The sequence below is a fragment of the Nocardia sputi genome, assembly GCF_023501985.1.
In genome coordinates this window covers 132565-155436 of the sequence record NZ_JAMFLC010000010.1, presented here as the reverse complement: position 1 = coordinate 155436, position 22872 = coordinate 132565, and the positions used below count along the sequence as shown (strand labels likewise).

Sequence of the window (22872 nt, the reverse complement as noted above, 5' to 3'; positions counted from 1 at the left end):
CCGAACGCCGTCGGCCGCGATCACGTTTCGCGATCGCGGCCGACGGGTCGATCAATTCGTTGTTCGCGCGGTCGTACTGGTGGTCGGTGCCGCGAATTGCGTGGTCGTCGTCGGCGGTTCGATGGTGGTGGTGGGCGCCGTGGTCTGCACCGGCGACGCGACCGGAGACGGAGCCGGCGGCGTGGTGACCACCGGTGACGAGGTAGCGCTCGGGGCGCTCGACGACGGGACCGTCGTCGTCGGCCGGTCAGCGGCATCGGTCGTCATGGGAGCGGTGCTGGTGGTCGTCGGTGACGTGGTCTTCACGGGTTCCGTCGTCGGGACCGCCGAGGAAGTCTCCACCGCCTTGTACACGGCCGCGAGATCCGCCTCTTGCGGCTTGGACGTCGGGTCGACCTGCTTACCGGCCTGCGCCTGCTTCGCCAGGTGGGTGAGCCAGGCAGCCGCGTACTCCGCGGACGTCAGCGGCTTGCCCGCGGCAGGGTCGGCGTCGTGCCAGTAGTCGAAGTGGTGACCGCTGTGGTTGGGTCCGAGCGTGAGGTTGTACGGGTCGCTCAGAATCACGGGAATCGTGTTCTGGTTCGTGACGATCAGACCGATGATCTCATTGAGCACCTTCTGCGGCAGGTAGGCCAGCGGTGACATTTCGCTGGTCGAAATCGAGTCCGCCTTCGCAGGGGTCTTCGTCTCACCCGGCTTGTACGCCGGATCCGACACTCGCAGCAGCACTTCCAAGAACGTCTCGTCACTCTGCATCCAGTTCGGCTGCGACTGGATATCGGCGAACGCCGCCAGCGCGATCCGGCTGAGCGCCACAGCGACGTCCTGCCCGGTCGCAGGCGTGAGCCCGTCTCGTTCCAGCGCGTCGACGTTCAACTGCCTGCCCACGTTGACCACCAACTGCAGAAGTGAGATGTTCTCCGGGGCCGCGCAGGTGAGGTCTCCGTCGGAGCAGAACGACGCGATCTTGCCGTTCAGTGCGCCGAAGTCACCGCTGGTCCCCTGCACCGCACCTTGTCCGGGTACCGGTTTCCTGCCGTTCTGATACTGCTGGTCGAAGCCATCGGGGTTGCCGAACGGGTCCTTGGATCCGGGGAACGGCCCGTCTCCGGCCGAGCGGCCCGAATCGGCGAGGATGACGACACCTACGACGTCGGCCGGATCGACGATTCCGTATGCACCGTCCTGACCGGCCTCCTGATGGCCGATCTTCATCGCGACACGGCGCACGACGTCGGCGCCCTCGCTGTATCCGACGATCGAGAACTTGGTGTCGGGGCAAGCCTGCGAGATCTCCCGCATCACCTGCTCGGTGTTCGCGACACCGGCGTTGACGGCGTCTTCGTAGGTGGCCATGTTCGCCGGATACGCGATGTACACCGCGGCGTACGCGCCGGGTTCGACATCGTCGGCCGGTGCGTTGACGACCGGATCCACCCATTCACTGCTGTGGTCACCCGACAGCGCGGCGGGCAACGGATCACCGTTGGCGTCCACGAGCATTTTCGTGGTCCCCGCCACAGGAGTGTCGTTGCGTCCGGCCACCGAGATGGTCACCATGTCGTGGCATTCCGTCACGGACGTGGTGAGCTGCGTATCCCTGGTTTCCGGCGTAGATGTCAGTGCCAACGAGGCGGCGACCACCGCCGCCACCCCCAGCACTGCCGGTGCGGCAGCAGCCGAAGCTATGCGATGCCGCGCGAAGAGCTCGCGAAGAGCCATGTCCTGATCCCCATTCCATACACGACAAAAGTGGACGGACAAGCCCCCCGACGGGCCATACGTCACCGAGGACGTCGTGGTCGGGTCCGCGAGCGTTACTGGGGACGGAATCGAGCCAGCGGACGGCGACTCTCCTGAGCACGCATTCCGCGCATGGCAAGACCGCTGCCTCATATGAGGCAGCGGTCTTGTGTGGCGTCTCCTATGGGCGGGTTACTTCGGTGGCGTGGAGGTTGCGCAGGGTGCCGTCACCGGCCTCGTACTGGGACGGGTAGAGCAGTTGCACGGACACAGGCAGCGGCGTGCCGGGCTCGATCGTGTGGGTGTCGTCCGGCGCAGCGATGACGACGGATCCGTCGGTTCCGTCCTTGATCACCTTGTACCACTGAGTCTGCTGAGGATTGATGCGGGTTCCGGGCGGTACGTCGAAGCGGATCTCCCACCACACCACCCGCTGCTCGTGGGCGGCCAGCGTGAGCTCGTAGCTGATGATCCACCCCTGCGCGTCCTCTGGCCACGTCTGGGCCCACTGCCCCATGATCACGGGCATGACGGTGACGGGAGGCCGATCGACCTCGGTGGTGACCGAGCCGGAGTGCTGCTTGGCGGTATTGGCCCGGGACGGGGAGGTGATCAGGCTGGTGCAGGTGAGCCTGCCCTCGTACTGCGGGTCGATGGTGCCTGCCAGGTTGATGATCGCCTTGCCACCCTTGGGCAGGTCGATCGGCACGTGCAAGCCGTTCCGGACCGAACCGGGGCCGCAGACGGCACCGTTCTCGGCCTGGCAGGTCAGCTCCAGGTCGGTCAGCTCCGTCGGGACAGCGCCCTGCAGCATGGCGTCGGGGGCGTCGTTGGGGCCGAGATTCTGTACGCCGATGGTGTAGGCGATCCGGTGGCCCGATTGCGCCGTCTGTGGGCCGCTCATCTGCAGCGGCATTTCCGCGGGCAGGGTCACCTTGAGGTTCTTGATCCGGTGAGACGCGGTCGCGCTGCCCGTTCCGGCCGCGAAGCCCAGCTTGAAGGTCTCCGGCACGGGTGGCTGACCGGCAGCGCCTGCGAGATCGAAGTTGTCGATCAACACGGTGCCGTTGGGGTTGGCTTTGTGGGCATGGCGAACGGTCAGTCGGCCGCCGATGATGGAGATCTGGATGTGAGCGCCGTGCTCCCACGACCCGCGGAATCCGCCCGGTACCTGAACGCCGGTGAGCCAGCGGAACCCCTCCCGCAGGCTGCCGGCTCCGCGTACCCCGACGGTATTGGGTCGTTGCGCGCCGCCTTCCGTACCGGCGAGCGGCGTGCCGAAATTCCCGAAGTTGTCGAAGCCGACGCCCACGAACCCGGCTGTGACTCCCGGCGCGACGATGTGCGTCGGTGACGACTTCGTGCAGGAGTAGCCGAGCGCAGCGCCGAGACCGCCGGGCTGCGTCGTGTGCGCGCCGTCGATCACGTAGACGCTGAAGCCGTCGCCGAACGTGGCTCCTCCCTCACAGGAGTAGTCGAAGTCGATGGTGACGCCGAGCGTGGACGAGAACGGCTGATCGAGAAACGCCGTCCCGGCCTGGGAATTGGCGTTGGGCGTGAGCTCCAGGCTGCCGCCGCTCAGCCGCGCGCTGCCCAGCAACTGCCAGTGCGGGTTGGTCACGGTGTCCTGGGTGAACGATTCGACGATCGGGAACTGTGCTTGCTGGATGGTGACAGGCGCATACGTCGTCATAGTCGAATCCTCCTCGGCCGATATGCCATGGATGGGTGATCGCGCCACGCAGATTTGACCGGTACTGCGCAATGGAGTTAACGCATTCGATCTCACCGAAACCAGGGTCCGGAATCCCGCGCATCTTGATGCGGAACCGCTACATAACTGCAGCTGAGATGAGTTGTGCGGAAATATGAAGGAGGATCGGACCCTACAATAGCTGCTTTGCTGCTGCCGTCAGCCGCGTGCCATATCCACGAAGCGCGACAAATGCAGCTGGTGTGCGACGGTGATCGTCGCGGTAGGGCCGTTACGGTGCTTCCCCAAGATCAGGTCGGCCTCACCGCCGCGCGGGTCGTCGCGCTCGAAGGCATCGGGCCGATGCAACAGGATGACCATATCGGCATCCTGTTCCAAACTCCCGGACTCGCGGAGATCGGACACCATGGGGCGCTTGTCGGTTCGCTGTTCGGGACCGCGGTTGAGCTGGCTGATCGCGACGACGGGAACTTCGAGTTCCTTGGCCAGGAGCTTCAAATTGCGGGAGAAATCCGAGACTTCCTGCTGGCGGGATTCGACCTTCTTACCGGAGGTCATCAGCTGGAGGTAGTCCACCACAACGAGTTTGAGGTCGTGGCGTTGCTTGAGACGCCGCGCTTTGGCCCGGATCTCCATCATGGTCAGGTTCGGCGAATCGTCCACGAACAACGGCGCCTCGCTGATCTCACTCATCCGCCGCGCCAGCTTGGTCCAGTCGTCGTCGCTCATCCGCCCGGAGCGCATATCCCCGAGCTTGATCTTCGCCTCCGCCGACAACAACCGCATGACGATCTCGGTACGACTCATCTCCAACGAGAAAATGACACTCGCCAAGCCATGCTTGATCGAGCAACTACGCATGAAATCCATTCCTAGGGTCGATTTGCCAACCCCAGGCCGGGCCGCGACGATGATCATCTGGCCCGGGTGCAGGCCGTTGGTGATCTCGTCGAGTTCGGTGAAACCGGTGGGGACGCCGAGGGAGATGCCGCCGCGGCTGGCGATGGAGTCGATCTCGTCCATCGTGGGCTGGAGCAGTTCTTCGAGGGGGAGGAAGTCTTCGCTGGTGCGGCGTTCGGTGACTTCGTAGACCTCGGCTTGCGCGCGGTCGACCACCTCGGCGATGTCATGGCCGTCGGCGCCCGCGTAGCCGTACTGGACGATGCGAGTGCCTGCCTCCACGAGGCGGCGCAGAATGGCTTTTTCCGCAACGATTTCCGCGTAGTAGCTGGCGTTGGCCGCGGTGGGCACAGTCTGTGTGAGGGTGACCAGATAGGGCGCGCCGCCGATGCGCTTGAGCTCGCCACGCCGGTCCAGGCCCGCGGCGACGGTTACCGGGTCGGCGGGCTCCCCGCGCCCGTAGAGATCGAGGATCGTGTCGTAGACAGCCTGGTGGGCGGGACGGTAGAAATCGCCGGGACGAATCACCTCGACGACGTCGGCGATGGCGTCCTTGCTCAACAGCATGCCGCCGAGCACCGACTGCTCGGCCGCCATGTCGTGCGGAGGCTGGCGGCCGAAGTCTTCGCCGGGGGGTTCGGGCGGGAATCCCGTATGCCCGCGGTCATCGGTGGTTGTCACCAGACTCGACCGTCCTCTCTACCCCACGACCGGGTTTCACCCCGTTGACTCGTTCTACTCCCGGGCACCGACACGTTCACCGAAGCCGCTGACCAGGGCTCCAGCTACCGACGTGGCACCCATCCGTGCACGCGGTCGGGACCGGTCCGCGCACGGCGATGCGACGAACCTAGGCGACTCAGCGGGCGTGTACCAAACCGAGGTGTGCACACAGCTGTGGATAACTTGGGGAGAGTTCACCCAACGGTGTGCACCCCCTGTGTACAACTTGGGGAAAACCCAGGTGGGCAGCCTCGAATACGCAGATAGATAGCGACTTCCGCGTTCATCCCCGTGTGGATTAATGAAGTACCGGCGTGTCGGCCAAGTTGAACAGCCGGGCGTGTTGGGTTAACAGCACGTGAGCCACTTATGGCTTGAATCACATTGCGGGCGGTCGGTTCGGTCGGTAGTCCACAGGCTGGGAAATGAAGTACCGGCGCGGAGTGTGGCGAGGCCCAGATTGTCCCGAATAGCGCCGTCTAATGTTTGGCAAACAATTGGCTATCAATCGGTTCCGGGTAGCAGGGCACAGCCGAAGACCACTCCCATCCGAAAGAGGGGAGCGGTCCTCGACGTAATGCCTGGATCAGGCGGCGGTGACCGTGAGGTCGAACTTCGCCACCACATCCGGGTGCAGGTGCACCACGATGGCGTGCTTGCCGGTCGTCTTGATGTGCGCCTTCGGCAGCTCGATGCTGCGCTTGTCGACGACGGGGCCACCCGCCGCCTTGACGGCCGCGGCGACGTCCGACTGGGTCACCGAGCCGAACAGCTTGCCGGTGCCCGCGGTCTTGACCGCCAGCGAGACCGACTCCAGGCCCTCGAGGGCCTGCTTCAGTTCGTTGGCGTGGTCCAGGTCGCGGACCCGACGGGCTTCCTGCGCCCGGCGGATGCCCTCGACCTGCTTCTGCGCGCCACGGCTGGCCACGATCGCCAGGCCGCGCGGCAGCAGGTAGTTGCGGCCGTAGCCGTCCTTGACCTCCACGGTGTCGCCGGGGGCACCGAGGTTGTCCACATCAGCAGTCAGAATCAACTTCATTTGCGTGCTCCCCTTTCTCAGCGAGCCGTCGACACGTAAGGCAGCAGCGCGACCTCACGCGAGTTCTTGACCGCAACCGCGACATCGCGCTGGTGCTGCACGCAGTTGCCGGTGACGCGGCGGGCGCGGATCTTGCCGCGGTCGCTGACGTACTTGCGCAGCAACGCCGTGTCCTTGTAATCGATCGTGACAGTTCCGGTCTTGCTCTCCTTGCAGAACGAGCAAGCCTTCTTCTTGAGCACCTTTTCGCGCGCGGGCGCTTTAGGCATGGTCTTGTACTCCGTAATCAGTGATGGCCCTATTCGAGCGGGCCGTTGTGGCCGTTCTCAGAACGGCGGTTCGTCATCCATGCGGCCGCCGCCCCCGAAGGAGCCGGCCGCGGGCGCACTGCCCCAAGGGTCGTCCTCGGCACCGCCGGAACGCCCACCGCTACCACCGGAGGAGGCGTAGTTGCCACCGCTGCCGGACCCGGACCCGGCCCCGAAGCCGCCGCCACCGCTGCCGCGACTGGTCTTGTTGACCTTCGCGGTGGCGTAGCGCAGCGAGGGACCGACCTCGTCGACCTCGAGCTCGACGACCGTGCGCTTCTCACCCTCGCGGGTTTCGTAGGAGCGCTGCTTGAGTCGTCCGCTCACGATGACACGGGAACCTCTGGTCAGGCTTTCGGCGACATTCTCGGCGGCCTCGCGCCAGATATTGCAGCGCAGGAACAGCGCTTCGCCGTCTTTCCATTCGTTCGAATTACGGTCGAACACCCGAGGGGTCGACGCGACGGTGAAATTCGCCACCGCCGCTCCCGCCGGTGTGAATCGAAGCTCCGGGTCGGCCGTCAGATTGCCGATGACCGTGATGACCGTGTCGCCTGCCATGTGGTTCCTCCTGCTCGGTGTGCAGTCCGCGTCTCGCTGTTGCGCTAGAGCCTAGGCACAGGCTCCGACGCAAACGAGGGTTGCCGGACTACTTGTCGTGGCGCAGAACCTTGGTGCGCAGCACCGACTCGTTGAGACCGAGCTGGCGGTCGAGTTCGCTCACGGTGGCGGGCTCGGCGGTCAGATCGACCACGGCATAGATGCCCTCGGCGTGCTTGGCGATCTCGTAGGCGAGCCGGCGGCGGCCCCAGATGTCGACCTTGTCGATCTTGCCGCCTTCGGTGCGAACGACACTGAGCAGGTTGTCCAGCGACGGACCAACAGTGCGCTCGTCCAGGCTCGGATCGAGAATGACCATCACTTCGTAATGACGCACGGACCAATCACCTCCTGTGGACTAGGAAACGGCCACGGACGGTCCGTGGCAGGAGGGTTCGTTGCGTCAGCAACCCGAACAGGCTACATGAGCGGCGCCTGAGCAGTGAAATCGCCCCGGGCCGGGCGCCCGTGGGCGCGTGAGGTCGGTCCTGGAGTTCGCATTCGTAGGGAGGGAATGGAGGCACGGCCGAGCGGGTCCGCTTAGGGTGGATCCATGCCGACCGGACCCGCCGCCAGCGACCTGCCCGCGGGCGGTGTGCGACGCCGCGCGGCGCTGGCCGCGGTGGTGGTCTTGCTCTGTGGTCTCGTTCTGGCGCTGGCGTACGCGAACAAGGCGCGGTGTGCGGGGGAGCCGTTCGATCGAGACGGTCGCAGCACGGCATTCGACGCCATCAAGGATTCGGACGTCTGCTACTCGGACATCCAGTACCTCTGGCTCGGCAGAGACATCAACGAGCACGTCTTCCCATATGTGAGTGGCGGCATCACCGGCGACGGCGCCCTGGTCGGCGGCGCGGTGGAATACCCGGTGCTCAGCGGCGTGCTGATGTGGCTCGGCGCGGTCGGAGCGGACAACGACGCCGATTTCCTGCGGTACTCCGCGCTGCTGCTGGCGCCCTTCGCGCTGCTGACCGCGTGGATGCTGGCTCGCCTGGCCGGAGGCGCCGCCCTGCTGTGGGCGGCCGGACCTCCGCTGGTGCTGTATGCCTTCCACAACTGGGAACTGCCGGTCGTCTGCACGGCGGTGGCGGCCGTCTACGTGATGGCGGCGCTGACGCGCTACTCCGTGCGTACCAGGGGAATCGTGGCCGCAGTGCTGCTCGGCCTCGGGTTCTGTCTCAAGCTGTACCCGGGAATCTTCGTGTTGCCGCTGCTGGCGTATGTGCTCACCGGAGGCGACGAACGCGACCCGGAACAGCCCGACGGCGGGCTCGACGTCCGTGGCGCTCTGCTCACCGCGGCCGCGGCGATCGGCACCGTCGTCGCGGTGAACCTGCCGTTCGCGGTGGTGGGTTACGAGGGCTGGCGCGCGTCGATCACCTTCCAGCAATTGCGTCAGGCCGATATCACCACGAATTCCATCTGGTATTGGGGACTGCGGCCGATGTTCGGGCCGGACGCGCACAGCGAGGCGGCGTTCCAGCAGGTGGTCTCGGTCGCCTCGCCGCTGCTGGTGCTCGCGGCGTTCGCGTTGGCCATGTGGCTGGGCTGGAAGCGTTACCTGAGGACCGGGGTGTTCGGGTGGGTCGGGGTGAGCGGGGCGATGCTGTGTGGGTTCCTGCTGTTCCACAAGGTGCATTCGCCGCAGTACACCTTGTGGCTGGTGCCGTTCCTGGTGCTGCTCGAGGTGCCCTGGTGGTTGATCGGCAGCTATCTCGTCGCCGACGCGGCCATCGGGGTGGGGGTCTTCCGCTACTTCTACTCGATGGGTTCGGGCACCTCGGTAGAGGTGATGGAGAACGTCGTCCAATTCGGTGTGTGGGGGCGCGCGAGCCTGCTGATCGTGCTGTTCTTCGTGTTCTTGTGGGCGTGGCCGCGCGGTTACCGCGCGAGGTCGCGCCCGGCGTCGCGGTCCGACCCGCGCAATCTGGTGCCGGTGGTCTAAGGGCCACCGTGCCGGGCCCGGAAGGCGGCGCTCTTGGCGCGGTTACCGCACAGCGTCATGTCGCACCAGCGGCGGGAGCCGCCCCGGGAGGTGTCCACGTACAGCCGGGTGCACGCGGGTCTGCCGCACTCCTTGATCAGTGCCGTGCTGCCCAGTAACTCGATCGCGGACCGGGCGACGGCGGCCAAGGCCGCGTCGGCGTCGCCGCGGCGGCTGACGCTGCCGTCGGCGCGCAGGCTGATCGAGGGCGGTGCGCCGTCGGCGAAATCGTTGACGGTCCGGCGGTCGGTGTCGGTGCAGGGGTTCCCCTGTGCGGCGGCGAGCGCTGCGCGATAGACCGCCTCGCGGAGGCGCACCGCCCGCGCGAGGGTGCCGGCGTCACTATGCGGGGGATGGTCGAGCAGGCCCGCGGCGACGATCCAGTCGGCGAGCGCGGCGGGAGCGACGAGGACGTCATCGAACGTGGTCGAGCGCGCCTTGACAGTGCCCGCGAAGTCCAAAGCGAGGTTGCCGCTCACGAAGGTGAACATCCTCTCATGCTAACCGCCTTGACAGGTTAGTCTGTCGACTGTCACCGTGATAACCACCCGAGGTGGTTATTCAGGGAGGCGCTGTGCAGAGTCGATTCGCGATGGTGGCAACGCAGCCGCTGTTCGTCGTGCTGTGGAGCAGTGCCTTCGTCGCCGGTGTGATCGGAGTCGGCGCCGCGCCGCCGCTACTGGTGTTGTTCGCACGCTTCGCCATCGCCGGAGTGCTGCTCGCGGCCTACGCTCTCGCGACCCGGGTCACCTGGCCGCGGGGCAACCAGCTGCGCCACGTGTTCGTCGCCGGGTTGTCGGTGCAGATGGTCCAGTTCGGCGCCTTCTACACGGCGATGGCCGAGCATGTCCCGGCGGCGGTGATCGCGTTGGTCCAGGGCTTGAATCCGGTGGTCATCGCGCTGTGCGCCGGACTGATCGGCGAGACCGTCACGATGCGGCAGTGGTTCGGCTTCGGCATCGGCGGAATCGGCGTAGCACTGGCCGTGTTCGACCAATCCCACTTCTCCGTGCTCGGGTTGCTGTTGTGCGTCGTGGGGCTGCTCGGCCTGAGCATCGGCACCGTGTACCAGAAGCGGTTCACGCCCACGGTCGATCCCCGCGCTTCCACGGCGCTGCACGTGGTGGTCAGCGCGCCGATCGCGGGAGCGCTGGCCTGGCTGTCGGGCCAAGTGCACGTGTCGGACGCGGGCCGGTTCGCCGGTTCGCTCACCTGGATGGTCCTGGTGAACTCCGTCGCCGCGTTCCTGCTGCTCAACGCCATGCTGCGCCGGTGGGACGCGACCAGGGTGGGCAAGCTGTTCTTCGCGACGCCGGCGGTGACCGCGATCCTCGCGTGGCTGCTGATCGATCAGCCGTTGCGTCTGCTGACGGTCGCCGGGCTCGGCATCGGCTTGATCGGCCTGGTGTTCGCCGCACGCACCCCAGTGCGGTCGAGGGTCGCGGCGGATGAGCCCGTGGCCGCGGCGCGCTGACCTATTTGCGCCCGCTCTGCCACTGCATGCCCCATTGGTAGGCCTGGTCGAGTTCGCGCTGGGCACCGTGTACGTAATGCACTTCCCGGTGCACGGTGATGCCTGCCCCCTGGTTCTGCAGCAGGGCGATCGCGCATGAGCGAGCGCCGTCCACCGGTGAATCGAGGCGGACCTCGATCTGCGGACCCGAGGTGGGGTAGAGCGTCACCACGCCGTCGGCTGCCGCCCAGTTGGGCACACCGTCGTAGATGAGGGCGAAGATCAGGATGCGCCGGAACAGTTCGGGCCGGGCGAGGTTGATGTGCATGTTCTCGCCCGTCGTGGCGGAACCGCTGCGATCGTCGCCGTCCAGCTCGATGTACGGCTCGACCTCCAGTGCGCCGAAATTCCGGCCGATCGCCTGGACGACGCCTTTGGCGCCGTTGGCGAGTTCGTAGAGACAGCCGAGGTCCAGGTCGACGGGCTTGGAGCGGCGAAAGAACCCTTTGGATCCGCTCGACCAGTTCAGGTTGACCCGCATGGTGCCCTGCTGCTCACCCGGCTTGGTCAGGTTGATGCTCGGCGTCGCCTTCGACAGGGTCACCTTGGACAGGTTCGCGCCGCCGGGGTTGTTGCCGATCGCCATGGCGATCCCCCTCCGTGGAAACGAGAGCGGCAGCGGCCATCCCTCGGGATGGGGCCGCTGCCGCAACGGGTCTTTCGGCTGCTTGCCGGGAATCAGCCTACCGGCGTCGGTTCCCGTTCGCTGTCCAGTTCTTCTTCCTCCGCACCACGGTTGCGGACGATGCTGGTGATGAACGCCGCACCGATGAACGCGACGCCGATGAGGCCGGTGACGAGCTCGTTGACGTGCACCCCGATCGAGATCAGCAGGATCGCCGCCAGCGCACCGATCGCCCAGTGCGCGCCGTGCTCGAGGTAGACGTACTCCGACAGGGTGCCCTTGCGGACCAGGTACACCGTGATGGACCGGACGAACATGGCGCCGATCAGGCCCAGGCCGAGCGCGATGATGATCGGGTCGGAGGTGATGGCGAACGCGCCGATCACGCCGTCGAAGGAGAACGACGCGTCGAGCACCTCGAGGTACAGGAACAGGAAGAAGCCCGCTTTACCGGTGGCCTTGGCCAGCTTGGAGGGACCGCCTTCGGTGTACTCCTCGGTGTGGAACATCGAGCCCAGACCGTCCACCGCGATGTAGGTGATCATGCCGAGCAGGCCCGCCGCCAGCACGGTCGAACGGTGCGCCTCGTCGGCGAGGAATTCCGCGGTGAGGATCAGGCCGCCGCCCGCGACGACCACCGAGAGCATGTCCAACTTGCCCGCCTTGGCCAGCGGCCGCTCCAGCCAGGACAGCCAGGTGACTTCGCGCTCCTCGAAGATGAAGTTGAGGAACAGCAGCGCCAGGAACATGCCGCCGAACGCCGCGATCTGCGGGTGCGCGTCGGTGAGCAGTTTCTCGTAGCTCGGGCTGCCGTCCGGGAAGGTGAGGGCGTCGTCCGGGGGCGGGTTGAGGGCCAGGTCGAAGGCTTCCACGGGATTCAGGCCCGCCGTGATCCACACGATGGCCAGCGGAAAGACCAGCCGCATGCCGAACACGGCGATCAACACGCCGATCGTGAGGAAGATCCGTTGCCAGAAGGCACTCATGCGTTCGAGCACGGTGGCGTTGATCACGGCGTTGTCGAACGACAGCGACACCTCGAGGATGCCGAGGATGACGACGAGCGCGAGGGCGGTCGGTCCGCCGTACAACACCGCCACGACCAGGGAGACCGCCGTGACGAGGAAGGACATGCCGAATATGCGCAGGACCACGCTGGGACCTTTCATGAAGTGAAAACGAGGCGGCGACGTTTGCTACCAGCGTGGCTGCTGGATCGCCGGTTGTCCAACGCTGCCCCCGGGCGCCGGCATGTCAGGGTCGCACGACGAAGGGGGCCCGTCGCCGGGCCCCCTGCGAACAGCGAGGTTCCTCAGACGTTCACACCGTAGTCACGGGCGATGCCGGCCAGCCCGGAGGCGTAGCCCTGGCCGATCGCGCGGAACTTCCACTCCGCACCGTTACGGTACAGCTCGCCGAAGACCATGGCGGTCTCGGTCGAGGCGTCTTCGGTGAGGTCGTAGCGGGCCAGTTCCTCGCCGTTGCTGCGGTCCACGACGCGGATGTAGGCGTTGCGGACCTGTCCGAAGGACTGCGACCGGGAGTCGGCGTCGTAGATCGAGACCGGGAAGAAGATGCTCTCGATCGTGGGCGGGGTGTTCGTCAGGTCGACGTTGATGACCTCGTCGTCGCCCTCACCTTCGCCCGTCCGGTTGTCGCCGACGTGCTCGATCGCGCCCTCGGGGGAACGCAGGTTGTTGAAGAAGACGAAGTGCTGGTCGGACAGGACCTTCTTGTCCGCGCCGGTCGCGATGGCGCTGGCGTCGAGGTCGAAGTCGGTGCCGGTGGTGGTCCGCACATCCCACCCGAGGCCGACTGCAACAGCAGTGAGGTTAGGCGCCGCCTTGGTCAGCGAGACATTGCCGCCCTTGGACAAACTGACACCCATGCGGGATTCCCTTTCAATAGTCCGTCATTGGTTCCCAGCATGTCCGAATCGCCGGGTACGCCTTACGACAGTAGTAGGTTTCCGCGAACTTGCGTAGGAACCGGCGTAACCCTCGCCGAACAGGAAGATCTCCTACCATCGGGGCGTGGCTGGCCGGAGGCGCGGATGGTTCCGTTCGTCGGGAAACGACGAGTGGATCGAGCACGCCCGCGCTAGGCTGGCCTCCGCGTTTCTCGACATGGACCGGCGCCAGAGCGCGTCCGACGCGGCGGTGCACGCAGCCGATCAGGTTTTCCCCCAGCGAGGGTCGGGCGCGCGCTGGGAACCGGTGCGCCGCGGATGCTATGCCGCCGGGGAGGCGTACCTGACGCTGAGCGCGGAATTGGAGACCGCGCAGCACGGCGGCCCGCCGATACCGCAGGGACAGCAGCGCGTCGACGCCGTGGTACGGCAACTGGCCGAGGCGGCGCGCGCGGTCGACGAGTTCTATCGCGGTGACCAGATCCGGCTGGAGGAGGCGGTCGCCGTGCTCGGGGCGGTGCCGCGGTTGGCTCAGCAGGTGAAGAGCGCCGCGGCCGGCGTGCGCGCCCAGGCCGCCGAATCGGAGTTCGCGAACTATCCCTCGGTGCGTGAACGTGCCACCGCGGTCGATGAGGCGCTGGTCACATTGGAGGCGACAAGTTCCGCCACGCCCGCGGGCACGGTGCGGGAGGCGGCGAATCGGCTGGAGGCGGCCACCAAGGAGTTGGCGGATGCGTTGGCGCAAGCTCCATCTCGCGCCGCGGCCGCAAACACCGCGATCTCCTCGGTGACAACCCGGCTTGCCGCCGTCCGGACCAGGGCGGAAGGAGTTCCGCCCGCGTTCTCGGCGCTGCTGCGCGAGTTCAATGCTGCGAGTTCGGCCGATCTGGCTAACAATGAGCGGGAAAGCCAGCGAGCCATCGAGGCCGCGGACGCGGCCCTGGGCAGGGCGCGTGCGGCGGCGGCAGAGAACAATCCGGAGTTTGCACTTGATCTGACCACCTCCGCGCGCGGGTTCCTCACCGAGGCCGAGCAGCGGGTCGACGCCGTCACCAAGCGGCTCACTTTGCTGCGTGCGATCCGGTCCGACCCGCAAGAACACGCCAAGGCCGTACGATTCCGGCTGCGGGACGCGCAGATGCTCGCGGTGAGCCGCGGGCTGGTCGCCGAATGGGGTTCGGTGCTCGACGCGCAAGCAGTACGGATCGACCGAATCAGCGAAACACTGTCGGGGCGTCACCCCGACTACTGGGCCTATGTGGCGGAATTGGATGCCGTCACCGACTTCATAGCCGGGGTAGTGGATCGAATGAGAAAACAAGCAGGACCACGACGAGAATGAGGATGGGGCAACGATGACCGCAGGCATCGCCGTCCAGCAGGAGGTTTCCCTGCGGAAGCGAATGCCGCTGCGCCACTTCCGGCAGTTGCACGGCCCAGAGGCGAGGCGACTCTTCCACCGGCAGCCCGAGCCGTTCGGCGACGACCACACCGACCGCGAGCTACTCGCGATCGGGCTCGGCGCGACGCTGTACGCGCCCGCGACCAGGCCGGACCTCGCGCTGACCATCGGCAGGCGCGCCGGGCACGGTGTGTGTTCGATGGTGATCGACCTCGAGGACGCGGTGGCCGATCACGAGGTGGAGTACGCCAAGCAGCAGACCGTCGCCGCGCTGGATCTGCTCGCCGACAGCCACGACGCCAACCCCCTGTTGTTCGTGCGGGTGCGCGACGCGGACACGATCACCGAGCTCATCGAGCAGCTCGGACGGGGCGCCAAGGTGTTGACCGGCTTCGTGTTCCCGAAGTTCGACAGCGTCACCGGACCGAAGTACCTCAACGCGCTGAACATCGCGGCCCAGCGGGTGGACCGACCGCTGTACGGGATGCCGGTGCTGGAGTCGCCGGGGCTGGTGCATCGGGAGACCCGCGATTACGAGCTCACCCAGATCGCGGCGCTGCTGGCCGCGCACCGGGAGCGGGTGCTCGCGGTGCGGGTCGGCGCGACCGACATGTGCTCGACGTTCGGCATCCGGCGCGACCGCGACCTGACCATCTACGACGTGCGCGTGGTCGCCGATGTCATCGCCGACATCGTGAACTACCTGGGACGTGCGGACGGAACGGGGTTCATCATCACCGGGCCGGTGTGGGAGTACTTCGCCGACCACGAACGGATGTTCCGGCCGCTGCTGCGGACCGCGCCGTTCGAGGAATCCGACGCGGTGCCGTTCCGGCAGTACCTGGTCAGCCGCGACCTCGACGGCTTGCTGCGGGAGATCACGCTGGACCGGGCCAACGGCATTCAGGGCAAGACGGTGATCCATCCGTCGCACGTGGCCGCCGTGCACGCGCTGTCGGTGGTGACGCACGAGGAGTACTCGGACGCGCTGGACATCCTCCGGGAGGACGCAGGGGGCGTGGCGGCCTCCGGCTACCGGAACAAGATGAACGAGATGCGGCCGCATCGCAGCTGGGCGCGCCAGACCCTGTTGCGCGCGCGAGTCTTCGGAGTGGCGAACAAGGGAGTGTCCTTCGTGGATCTGCTGACGGCGTTGGTCACCGTATGAGCCGGACCGGCACCGAACTGGGTAACAACGAGATACCTTGGGCGACAAGAAATTTGGGCATCGATCTGCATCACGATCCGGTGCGTGAACGTGATTCGGATCGGCTGCGTTCGGCGCGATTGCCGATCACGGCCCTGGTGCAGCCGGGCGTTCGCCGCAACAATCGGCGCCGGGCGCACCTGCTGGTGTCCACCGTGCTCGGCAAGCACCTGCCCACCGATCCGCGGGTCGTGCTCGGGGCGGGCGATCACCTGGGCGATCTGGTGCGCGCGGTGCTCGGGGACCGCGAAGCCGTCGTGCTCGGGTTCGCCGAGACCGCGACGGGGCTGGGTCACTGTGTGGCGGCCCGGATCGGCGCGAGCTGCTATCTCCATTCGACCCGGCGCGAGGTGCCGCACGCGCAGACGCTCGCCGGATTCGAGGAAGGGCATTCGCACGCCACCTCGCACCTGCTGCAACCCGCACCCGCGGAGGTCTTCGTCAACGATCTGCCGCTGGTGCTGGTCGACGACGAGATCTCGACCGGCGCCACCGCGCTCGATGCGGTGCGCGCGCTGCACGCCTTCTCGCCCCGCACCCATTACGTGCTCGCGTCGCTGGTCGATCTGCGCGATGGCGCCGACCGTGCCGAATTCGACGCCGCCGCCGAGCGACTCGGGGCCCGGATCGACACGGTCTGCCTCGCCACCGGCCGGGCGTCGCTGCCCGAAGGGCTGGTCGAAGCGGTCGGCGCACTTCCCGAACCACGGCTCAATCCGACAGCCGGGCATATCGGTTCGTTCCAGCGGGTCGAACTGCCCTGGCCCGCTTCGGTCCCGGAGGGCGGCAGGCACGGCATCCTCGCCTCCGACACCGAAGCGTTCGAGGCGGCGCTGCTGGAGGCGGGCGAGGTGCTCTCCGCCCGGCTCGGCGCCGAATTCCCGGGCCGGGCCGCCATCGTGCTCGGGCACGAAGAGCTGATGTATCTGCCACTTCGGTTGGCGGCGCTGCTCGCCGAGTCGGGGACACCCACGCGCTTCCAGACCACCACGCGATCACCCGCGTACGTGCTGGACGAGCCGGGGTATCCGCTGCGGCGGGGGTTCCGGTTCATCGCACCCGAGCCGGGTGATACCGCCCCCCGCTATCTGTACAACGCGCATTGGCCGGCGGATTCGCTCGACCTGTTCGAGGCGGACCTGGCGGGGCTCGACGAATCGTTCGCCGATCCGGCTCCGGAGGGTGGCGATGTCGTCGCCACGAGTGATGCGGTGGCGGGCGAGCGTGCGGCGAATCCGGTGCTCGTCGTCGTGGTCGATTCGCCTGCCGACACCGCGGCGTTGACGGCGGAGAACGGGCTGGTCGACGTGCTGACCGCCTCCGGGGCGGACGTGCTGCTCGCGGCACTGCGGGAGGCCGACCCGCGGCGGCTGCACGCCGAACGCGCGGAGGTGAGCCGGGCGTGACGAGTACCAGAGTAGGGGCGCTGCCCACTCCGCTACATGGCCCGGAATTCGGCTCCTACGCGGCCGATGAGGTTTCCTGGCTGCTGAAGAACTTGTCGAACGTCGATCTCGAGGCCGACGTCGCCGAGCGGGAACGGAAGATCCAGGCCGGGAAGGCGCACTACGCGGAGTCGCTGCCGATCGAGTATCAGCCGGACGAGTCGTATCGGTCGCTGTTCGACGAGGTGCTCGCCGAAAGCGCCGAACGGCTCGCGCTGGCCGTGGCGACCGTGTCCGAACTGGTCGTCGCCGAACGGGGCGATGACGTCGTCCTGGTGTCGCTGGCGCGAGCCGGCACGCCGGTCGGCATTCTGATGCGCCGTTGGCTGCGTGCGCGGCGCCCGGATCTCGAGGTGCCGCACTACGCGGTGTCGATCGTGCGAGATCGGGGCATCGACACGGTGGCGCTGGACTACCTGGCCGAACATCACGATCCGTCCTCCGTCGTGTTCGTGGACGGGTGGACGGGCAAGGGCGCGATCACCCGCGAGTTGACCGAGGCGCTGGAGGCCTACCACGCGGCCGGTGGTCCGCGCTTCGACGACGAGTTGGTTGTGCTGGCCGACCCTGGCCACTGCGTGCGCACCTACGGCACCCGCGACGATTTCCTGATCGCCTCGGCCTGCCTGAACTCGACGGTCTCCGGCTTGATCTCGCGCACCGTCCTCAACGACACCCTGATCGGCCCAGGCGATTTCCATGGCGCCAAGTTCTACCGTGAGTTGGCCGGTGACGACGTGTCCGCGCGTCTGCTGGACACCGTGAGCGGCGCTTTCGGTGCGATCCGCGATCGGGTGCCCGCCGAAGTGGCCGCGATCCGCGCGAGTGACCGCACGCCCACCTGGACCGGGTGGGCATCGGTGGAACAGGTGCGCGAGCAGTACGGCATTTCCAGCGTGAACTTCGTGAAGCCCGGCGTCGGCGAGACCACGCGGGTGCTGCTGCGGCGGGTGCCGTGGCGGGTGCTGGTGCGCGAGGCGGACGCACCGGAGCACGCGCACATCCGGATGCTGGCCGCCGCCCGGGGTGTCCCCGTCGAAGTCGTCGCCGACCTGGCATATTCATGCATGGGATTGATCAAGGACGTGCAGCAGTGAACCTATCTCCGAGAACACACCGAAGACGTGCGCTGATCGCCACCGACCTGGACCGGACGATGATCTACTCGCGTAACGCCTTCAGCACCACCGCCGAGGTGCCGACGGTCTGCGTGGAGCATCTGGAAGGCGCGCCGCTGTCGTTCATGACCACCACCGCGGCGCTGCGGATGCAGACCCTGACCGAACCCGCCGCCGTCATTCCCACCACCACCCGCACCATCAAACAATTCGGGCGCATTCGCCTGCCCGGGGCGCCGTGGCGTTACGCGATCACCAGCAACGGCGGAAACATCCTGGTCGACGGCGTCCCCGACCTGAGCTGGCGCATCGATATCGACGCCAAGGTGCGCGCGGGCGGCGCCACTCTCTCCGAGGTGAGCAAGGAACTGCACGCCCGCATCGATGACTCGTGGGTCACCAAGTTCCGCGTGGCCGACCACCTGTTCTGCTACCTGGTGGTGAAGCCCAAAGACATCCCCGAGGGATTCTTGGCCGAGTGGGACGACTGGTGCCGTCCACGCGGCTGGTCGGCCTCCCAACAGGGCCGCAAGATCTACACCATGCCGCAGGCGGTCTGCAAGAGCCGCGCGGTCTCCGAGGTGCGCAAACGTCTCTGGGACAGCGGGGAACTCGCCGACTCCGCGCGCACGCTCGCCGCGGGCGACGGCGCTCTCGACGCCGAAATGCTGCGCGCGGCCGACTCCGCCATCCGCCCCCGCCACGGCGAACTCGAACAACTCAACTGGACCCACCCCAACCTCACCATCACCCGAGCCACCGGCATCCTCGCGGGCGAGGAAATCATCAACTGGCTCATCAAGGCAGCTCCAGCGTCCCACGAGTAGCCAGGACGGCATCCGTGTACTGCTCGGTGGTGAGATCACTATCCGTGATTCCCAGCTGCCGGAGCGTGGTCCGAACCACCTCGAGTGCTTCCGCCAGCTCCGCTTCGGGCACCACGGTCTCGAGTTCGATGAACGTGCCGTCCAATTCGGGAACCGTCACCAGAGTTGCCAGCAGCTCGCGTCCCTCGGATGAGAATCGATAGTTGATGCAGTCTTTCTCGAAGCTGACAAGTTCTGACAGGCCGAGACCGCGCAGCACCGCATCGATCACCGCAGGGTCGGCCACTTCGGTTTCATATTCCGGTTTGGACCCGCTGGCCACATCGACCACGGGCTCCTTGTAGGTCAGCAGGGATCGGCGCTCGTCATACGCGGTGATCGTACGCACGCGCAACTCACGACCCTCCGACGACAGTCGCGCATCCGCCACGTCGTAGTAGGTGTCCTGATATCTGGAGCGCCGACCGTCACTTCGCGCGGATAGCGCAGCCTGCACGGACTCGACGTCATGGACTCGAGCCTTCAGTTCGGCCTCGATCATATGATCGATCCTCTCTCGACCGGACTGGCCTGACGCCACATCTGCTCGAAATACCGTAGAAATCCCGCATGCAAGACCCCGTTGGTCGCTGCTGTGAGCTTGTACATTCCTGAGCGATGGCCTTCCGCGGACGCGCCGAAAGCAGACAGATAGAGCGTCTGATCGAAGACCAGCATCCGCCATGTAGGGAGCGTGTCGTAGACAGCGACTTGCAGCTCGATAAAAGGATGATCGCGAAATTCTGATGTCCGTGCAAGGGCAAGCTCGATCCCAGCAGCGAAGCACTCCCTCGATTCGCCGATTTCAGCTGCCCGGATACTCGTGGCTTCGGAATCGGGATCCAGCAGCAGAGCGCGGACCCGAACACGTTCGGCCCGCTGCATCAACGCACCGCGCAGCAGCGAGTCGTTCAGCGCGAGCAGACCCAGGCCACGCACGGCCAGAAGATCGATGCGCTCCGCGACCAACGCACATCGGCGGAGTTCGGCGTCGGCTTCCGACTGGGTGGTGAACGCTTGCGCGATCTCCGCATGGCCGGTGAGTGTCTGTGCATGACGTGGAGCGAGGCCGAACAAGACCCGGTCTCCTGCTCGACGCGCTGGATGATCTCGTATGCATCGATCGATTCATCAGGCTCGACCTCGCGGTCGATGAGCCAAGGCAAGAGGTACCAAATGATCCACAGCCCGATGATCGAGGACCATCTCGCTTGCGGACGCCGAGCAATGGCGCGCGATGCACCGAAATTGCACGCGAGACAGATCATTTCGGTCACTCGAGCAAGCTCGTTTCGTCGCCGACGTCCACTCCGGGCACGGCGCCAGCTGCAAGCAGTATCTGTCCGCCGGGGCCTACAGCCTCGGGCTGGTGGAGGACCAGTTGTGAGCTGGCCGAGGGGAGACCAACAAGACACTCCCGCCGCATGGATGGAGCACCATGATGGGACATGGTCAACAGTCGATGAGTACGGATTCGCCGGCGAGCATTTTCCGGTCATCGATGGGAAGGCATTCCCGGTCGATTCGATCGGCGATTAGGCATCTCCGTCCATCAGTCGTTCCCGAAGTGGACTACAGCGCAGTCGGCGGTTCAGAACATGGCGGTCCTCTCGACGGAAACGGCGATCTCCGAGTTCGACTCCCGCCGTGACAATCAATTCGCGACCTCACGTCGAGTCGGCGGCGCTGTCGAAGGTGGATTTGAAGTTCGGGCATTCGACGAGGGGGTCGTGGGTGCAGGTGGAGGCGTGGCGGAGGCTGTCGCGCATGCGGATGAGGCGGGTGATGTCGTCGTCGAGTTGCTGTGCTTTCTGCGCCATGCGGGTGCGTAGTTCGGCGTCGGAGGGGGAGGCGCGCAGGAAGCGGGCGATCTCGGCGAGGGTGAAACCGGCGCCGCGGGCGCAGGCGATCAGGGCGAGGCGGCCGAGGATGTCGGGGTGGTAGGTGCGGCGCAGGCCATTGCGGCCGGTGGCGGCGATGAGCCCGCGCTTCTCGTAGAAACGCAGTGCGGAGGGCGCGAGGCCGGCGTGGTCGGCGACCTCGGCGATATCGAGCAGGTCGGTCATCGATTCTCCTTGACTTGAACCGCGCTTCAAGTCACAGACTAGCCCGCATGACAGTTCATCACCTCAATTGCGGATCGGTACGGCAGATCGAGCCCACCTACGACGGACCCGCGCCCGCCCACGCCGTGAACCACTGCTTGCTGGTCGAGACGGCATCCGCGGGTCTGGTGCTGGTCGAGACGGGCATCGGACTGGAGGACGTCCGCGACCCGGCGGGCACGCTCGGCGCCGACTGGGTCGCGCTGTCGCAGCCGGTCCTGTCCGAGGACGAGACCGCCGTCCGGCAGGTGCGGCGTCTCGGTTACGACCCCGAAGACGTGCGGCACGTCATCCTCACTCATCTCGACGTGGATCACTGCGGCGGATTGCCCGACTTCCCGCACGCGCGGGTCCATGTCCTCGCCGCCGAACTCGCGGCGGCGAAAGCGGAAGCTCCGAGCTTCCGTTACCGGCCCGCGCACTGGGCACACGATCCGCACTGGGTCACCTACCCCTCGGACCCGACCGGACAATGGTTCGGCTTCAACGCGATCCAGCCGAAAGACCTGCCCGATGACTTCCAGCTCATCCCGCTGGGCGGCCATACCGCGGGCCACACCGGGGTCGCCGTCCGCGACGGTGAACGTTGGCTGCTGCACTGTGGCGACGCCTACTACTACCACCGCGAACTCGACGCCCGGCCGCAGCCGCACCCGATCCTGGACATCGTGCAGACCTCCTCCGAGGTCCATCACGATCTGCGAGTGGGCACCCAGGCACGGTTGCGCGAACTACGCCGCGATCACGGTCACGAAGTCACCTTGATCAGCGCGCACGATCCCTGGGAATTCCAGCGCCTCCGCTGACGTGGGGTCACCGTCGCCGCTGCCAGCACTGTGCCGTGTCGCCGAGATTCCACCACGAGACGTAGTCCGGGTCCTGGTCGAGCAGGGTCCATCCGGCCTCCAACGTGTCGAAGAAGGCCTCGTCGGCCGTGCGCCCGCCGCGTGGTTCGCCGATGTAGAGCAGCAGTGAGCCACCTGCCTCCTGGTAGGCAGTGAGAGACGACGAGGCCATGGGGTTTTCCCAGCCGGGCGGCCAGCAGAGGAACAAGACGTCTTCGGCATGGGCGGCGACGAGATCCGCCGTGGAGGAAGGCGGCGTGGCGGTGGGATGCCACGTCGCGGTTTGCCCGGCGGCGGCAGGGAACGCCGCGTTGATCGCGCGATCCGGTGGGTGCGAGTCGAAAGCGCTTGTCGGAACGCCGATTCGGGAGAGCTGATGCGCCCAATAGCCGCGACCCGAACCTATTTCCAGCACGGGCCTGCCTTGCGCGACATCCGCTGCCCAGCGCAATGTCGCCGGAGAGGGAATCGCGTAGGCGTAGGCCGCTTGCAACACGATCTGCGCATAGGCCAGCCGCGCACTGCCTTTCGGGTTTCCGCCGTTCACCTCCGGACGGTTGGCACGCTCCCGCGGCCCGGGTGAGACCGCGGCGGCGACGATGTCCCAGTAGGGATTCGTGCTGGCGCCGCCGGTCAAGTAGTGCAGCAGGTGTAGGTCGAACGTGGCGTCGGCGATGTCGTCTCCGGTGCCGGGCAACCGGCATGCGGTGGACCAATAGTCGGCCACTCGCGGATACGCCGTCGCGAAGGTGGATTCGTCCTGGACCAGGTTCGTCAGCGCCGTGCGACGCTGCGGCGAGAGCGCCACGTCAGCCATGACCCGATT

The 22872-nt window shown here is 66.5% G+C and carries 23 protein-coding genes; 8 read left to right on the top strand and 15 right to left on the bottom strand.

Annotated features, from left to right (window positions below; translation table 11 throughout):
* Window positions 1-51: 51 nt before the first annotated feature.
* From M8859_RS16415 to rpsF, 7 genes are all read right to left on the bottom strand, one after another.
* Entirely contained in the window at window positions 52-1722 is a 1671-nt protein-coding gene (locus M8859_RS16415) for a cutinase family protein (RefSeq protein WP_195069918.1), read from the bottom strand.
* Window positions 1723-1924: 202 nt separating this feature from the next.
* Entirely contained in the window at window positions 1925-3532 is a 1608-nt protein-coding gene (locus M8859_RS16410; protein ID WP_195069919.1) for an L-type lectin family protein, read from the bottom strand.
* Window positions 3533-3655: 123 nt separating this feature from the next.
* Window positions 3656-5038 carry a replicative DNA helicase gene (gene dnaB / locus M8859_RS16405; RefSeq protein WP_159923420.1) on the bottom strand — a complete coding sequence of 461 codons (1383 nt, stop codon included), beginning with the start codon at window positions 5036-5038 and terminating at the stop codon, window positions 3656-3658.
* Window positions 5039-5666: 628 nt separating this feature from the next.
* Window positions 5667-6119 (bottom strand): 50S ribosomal protein L9, encoded by a 453-nt coding sequence (gene rplI, locus M8859_RS16400; RefSeq protein ID WP_159923418.1) that lies wholly within the window; start codon window positions 6117-6119, stop codon window positions 5667-5669.
* Between the two features lie 17 nt (window positions 6120-6136).
* Entirely contained in the window at window positions 6137-6388 is a 252-nt protein-coding gene (rpsR, locus tag M8859_RS16395) for a 30S ribosomal protein S18 (protein WP_043700357.1), read from the bottom strand.
* 57 nt (window positions 6389-6445) lie between these two features.
* Window positions 6446-6988, bottom strand: coding sequence for a single-stranded DNA-binding protein (locus M8859_RS16390; protein ID WP_159923416.1), 543 nt, complete (start codon window positions 6986-6988; stop codon window positions 6446-6448).
* Window positions 6989-7076: 88 nt separating this feature from the next.
* Window positions 7077-7364: a 30S ribosomal protein S6 gene (gene rpsF / locus M8859_RS16385; RefSeq protein WP_039803204.1), complete on the bottom strand. Its 288-nt coding sequence runs from the start codon at window positions 7362-7364 to the stop codon at window positions 7077-7079.
* Between the two features lie 216 nt (window positions 7365-7580).
* On the opposite strand from rpsF, the gene M8859_RS16380 reads away from it, so the two are divergent.
* Complete coding sequence (locus M8859_RS16380) at window positions 7581-8972, top strand: glycosyltransferase family protein (RefSeq protein ID WP_195069920.1); 1392 nt, start codon at window positions 7581-7583, stop codon at window positions 8970-8972.
* Here M8859_RS16380 and M8859_RS16375 read toward each other — a convergent pair.
* A complete protein-coding gene (locus tag M8859_RS16375) occupies window positions 8969-9502 on the bottom strand; it encodes a CGNR zinc finger domain-containing protein (protein ID WP_159923412.1) in 534 nt (177 codons plus the stop codon). The two genes, M8859_RS16380 and M8859_RS16375, sit on opposite strands and share 4 nt — an antisense overlap.
* An 83-nt stretch (window positions 9503-9585) precedes the next feature.
* On the opposite strand from M8859_RS16375, the gene M8859_RS16370 reads away from it, so the two are divergent.
* A complete protein-coding gene (locus M8859_RS16370; RefSeq protein WP_249644484.1) occupies window positions 9586-10485 on the top strand; it encodes a DMT family transporter in 900 nt (299 codons plus the stop codon).
* A 1-nt stretch (window position 10486) separates the two neighbouring features.
* Here the strand turns inward: M8859_RS16370 and M8859_RS16365 are convergent, their stop codons facing one another.
* The 3 genes from M8859_RS16365 to M8859_RS16355 form a co-directional block, all read right to left on the bottom strand.
* Window positions 10487-11110, bottom strand: a complete 624-nt coding sequence (locus M8859_RS16365; protein ID WP_159923410.1) for a TerD family protein — start codon at window positions 11108-11110, stop codon at window positions 10487-10489.
* Between the two features lie 92 nt (window positions 11111-11202).
* Entirely contained in the window at window positions 11203-12303 is a 1101-nt protein-coding gene (locus M8859_RS16360) for a DUF475 domain-containing protein (RefSeq protein WP_159923618.1), read from the bottom strand.
* Between the two features lie 158 nt (window positions 12304-12461).
* Window positions 12462-13037: a TerD family protein gene (locus M8859_RS16355; RefSeq protein ID WP_159923408.1), complete on the bottom strand. Its 576-nt coding sequence runs from the start codon at window positions 13035-13037 to the stop codon at window positions 12462-12464.
* Window positions 13038-13182: 145 nt separating this feature from the next.
* Between M8859_RS16355 and M8859_RS16350 the strand changes: the two genes are divergently transcribed.
* Genes M8859_RS16350 through M8859_RS16330 form a run of 5 tightly spaced genes read left to right on the top strand, consistent with a single transcriptional unit; the run spans window position 13183 to window position 19057 of the window.
* Window positions 13183-14400 (top strand): hypothetical protein, encoded by a 1218-nt coding sequence (locus tag M8859_RS16350; protein ID WP_223519557.1) that lies wholly within the window; start codon window positions 13183-13185, stop codon window positions 14398-14400.
* A gap of 13 nt (window positions 14401-14413) precedes the next feature.
* A complete protein-coding gene (locus M8859_RS16345) occupies window positions 14414-15628 on the top strand; it encodes an HpcH/HpaI aldolase/citrate lyase family protein (RefSeq protein WP_195069922.1) in 1215 nt (404 codons plus the stop codon).
* Window positions 15625-17073, top strand: coding sequence for a phosphoribosyltransferase domain-containing protein (locus M8859_RS16340; protein ID WP_249644483.1), 1449 nt, complete (start codon window positions 15625-15627; stop codon window positions 17071-17073). The genes M8859_RS16345 and M8859_RS16340 overlap by 4 nt, the downstream gene beginning before the upstream one ends.
* 20 nt (window positions 17074-17093) lie before the next feature.
* The gene (locus tag M8859_RS16335) at window positions 17094-18209 is read left to right on the top strand and encodes a cysteine protease StiP family protein (protein ID WP_283779763.1); all 1116 of its coding nucleotides are present in this window, start codon (window positions 17094-17096) and stop codon (window positions 18207-18209) included.
* A 59-nt stretch (window positions 18210-18268) separates the two neighbouring features.
* Window positions 18269-19057, top strand: a complete 789-nt coding sequence (locus tag M8859_RS16330) for an HAD family hydrolase (protein WP_159923402.1) — start codon at window positions 18269-18271, stop codon at window positions 19055-19057.
* On the opposite strand, the gene M8859_RS16325 is transcribed toward M8859_RS16330, so the two are convergent.
* The 3 genes from M8859_RS16325 to M8859_RS16315 form a co-directional block, all read right to left on the bottom strand.
* Window positions 19029-19598, bottom strand: coding sequence for a class IV adenylate cyclase (locus M8859_RS16325; RefSeq protein ID WP_249644481.1), 570 nt, complete (start codon window positions 19596-19598; stop codon window positions 19029-19031). The genes M8859_RS16330 and M8859_RS16325 overlap by 29 nt on opposite strands.
* Window positions 19595-20173 carry an XRE family transcriptional regulator gene (locus M8859_RS16320; RefSeq protein WP_159923398.1) on the bottom strand — a complete coding sequence of 193 codons (579 nt, stop codon included), beginning with the start codon at window positions 20171-20173 and terminating at the stop codon, window positions 19595-19597. The genes M8859_RS16325 and M8859_RS16320 overlap by 4 nt, the downstream gene beginning before the upstream one ends.
* A 590-nt stretch (window positions 20174-20763) precedes the next feature.
* Window positions 20764-21162: a MerR family transcriptional regulator gene (locus M8859_RS16315; RefSeq protein ID WP_159923396.1), complete on the bottom strand. Its 399-nt coding sequence runs from the start codon at window positions 21160-21162 to the stop codon at window positions 20764-20766.
* A gap of 47 nt (window positions 21163-21209) precedes the next feature.
* Here M8859_RS16315 and M8859_RS16310 point away from each other — a divergent pair, with 47 nt between their 5' ends.
* Window positions 21210-22007 carry an MBL fold metallo-hydrolase gene (locus tag M8859_RS16310; protein WP_159923394.1) on the top strand — a complete coding sequence of 266 codons (798 nt, stop codon included), beginning with the start codon at window positions 21210-21212 and terminating at the stop codon, window positions 22005-22007.
* Window positions 22008-22014: 7 nt separating this feature from the next.
* Here the strand turns inward: M8859_RS16310 and M8859_RS16305 are convergent, their stop codons facing one another.
* Window positions 22015-22863 carry a hypothetical protein gene (locus M8859_RS16305; RefSeq protein ID WP_159923392.1) on the bottom strand — a complete coding sequence of 283 codons (849 nt, stop codon included), beginning with the start codon at window positions 22861-22863 and terminating at the stop codon, window positions 22015-22017.
* Between the last annotated feature and the right edge of the window lie 9 nt (window positions 22864-22872).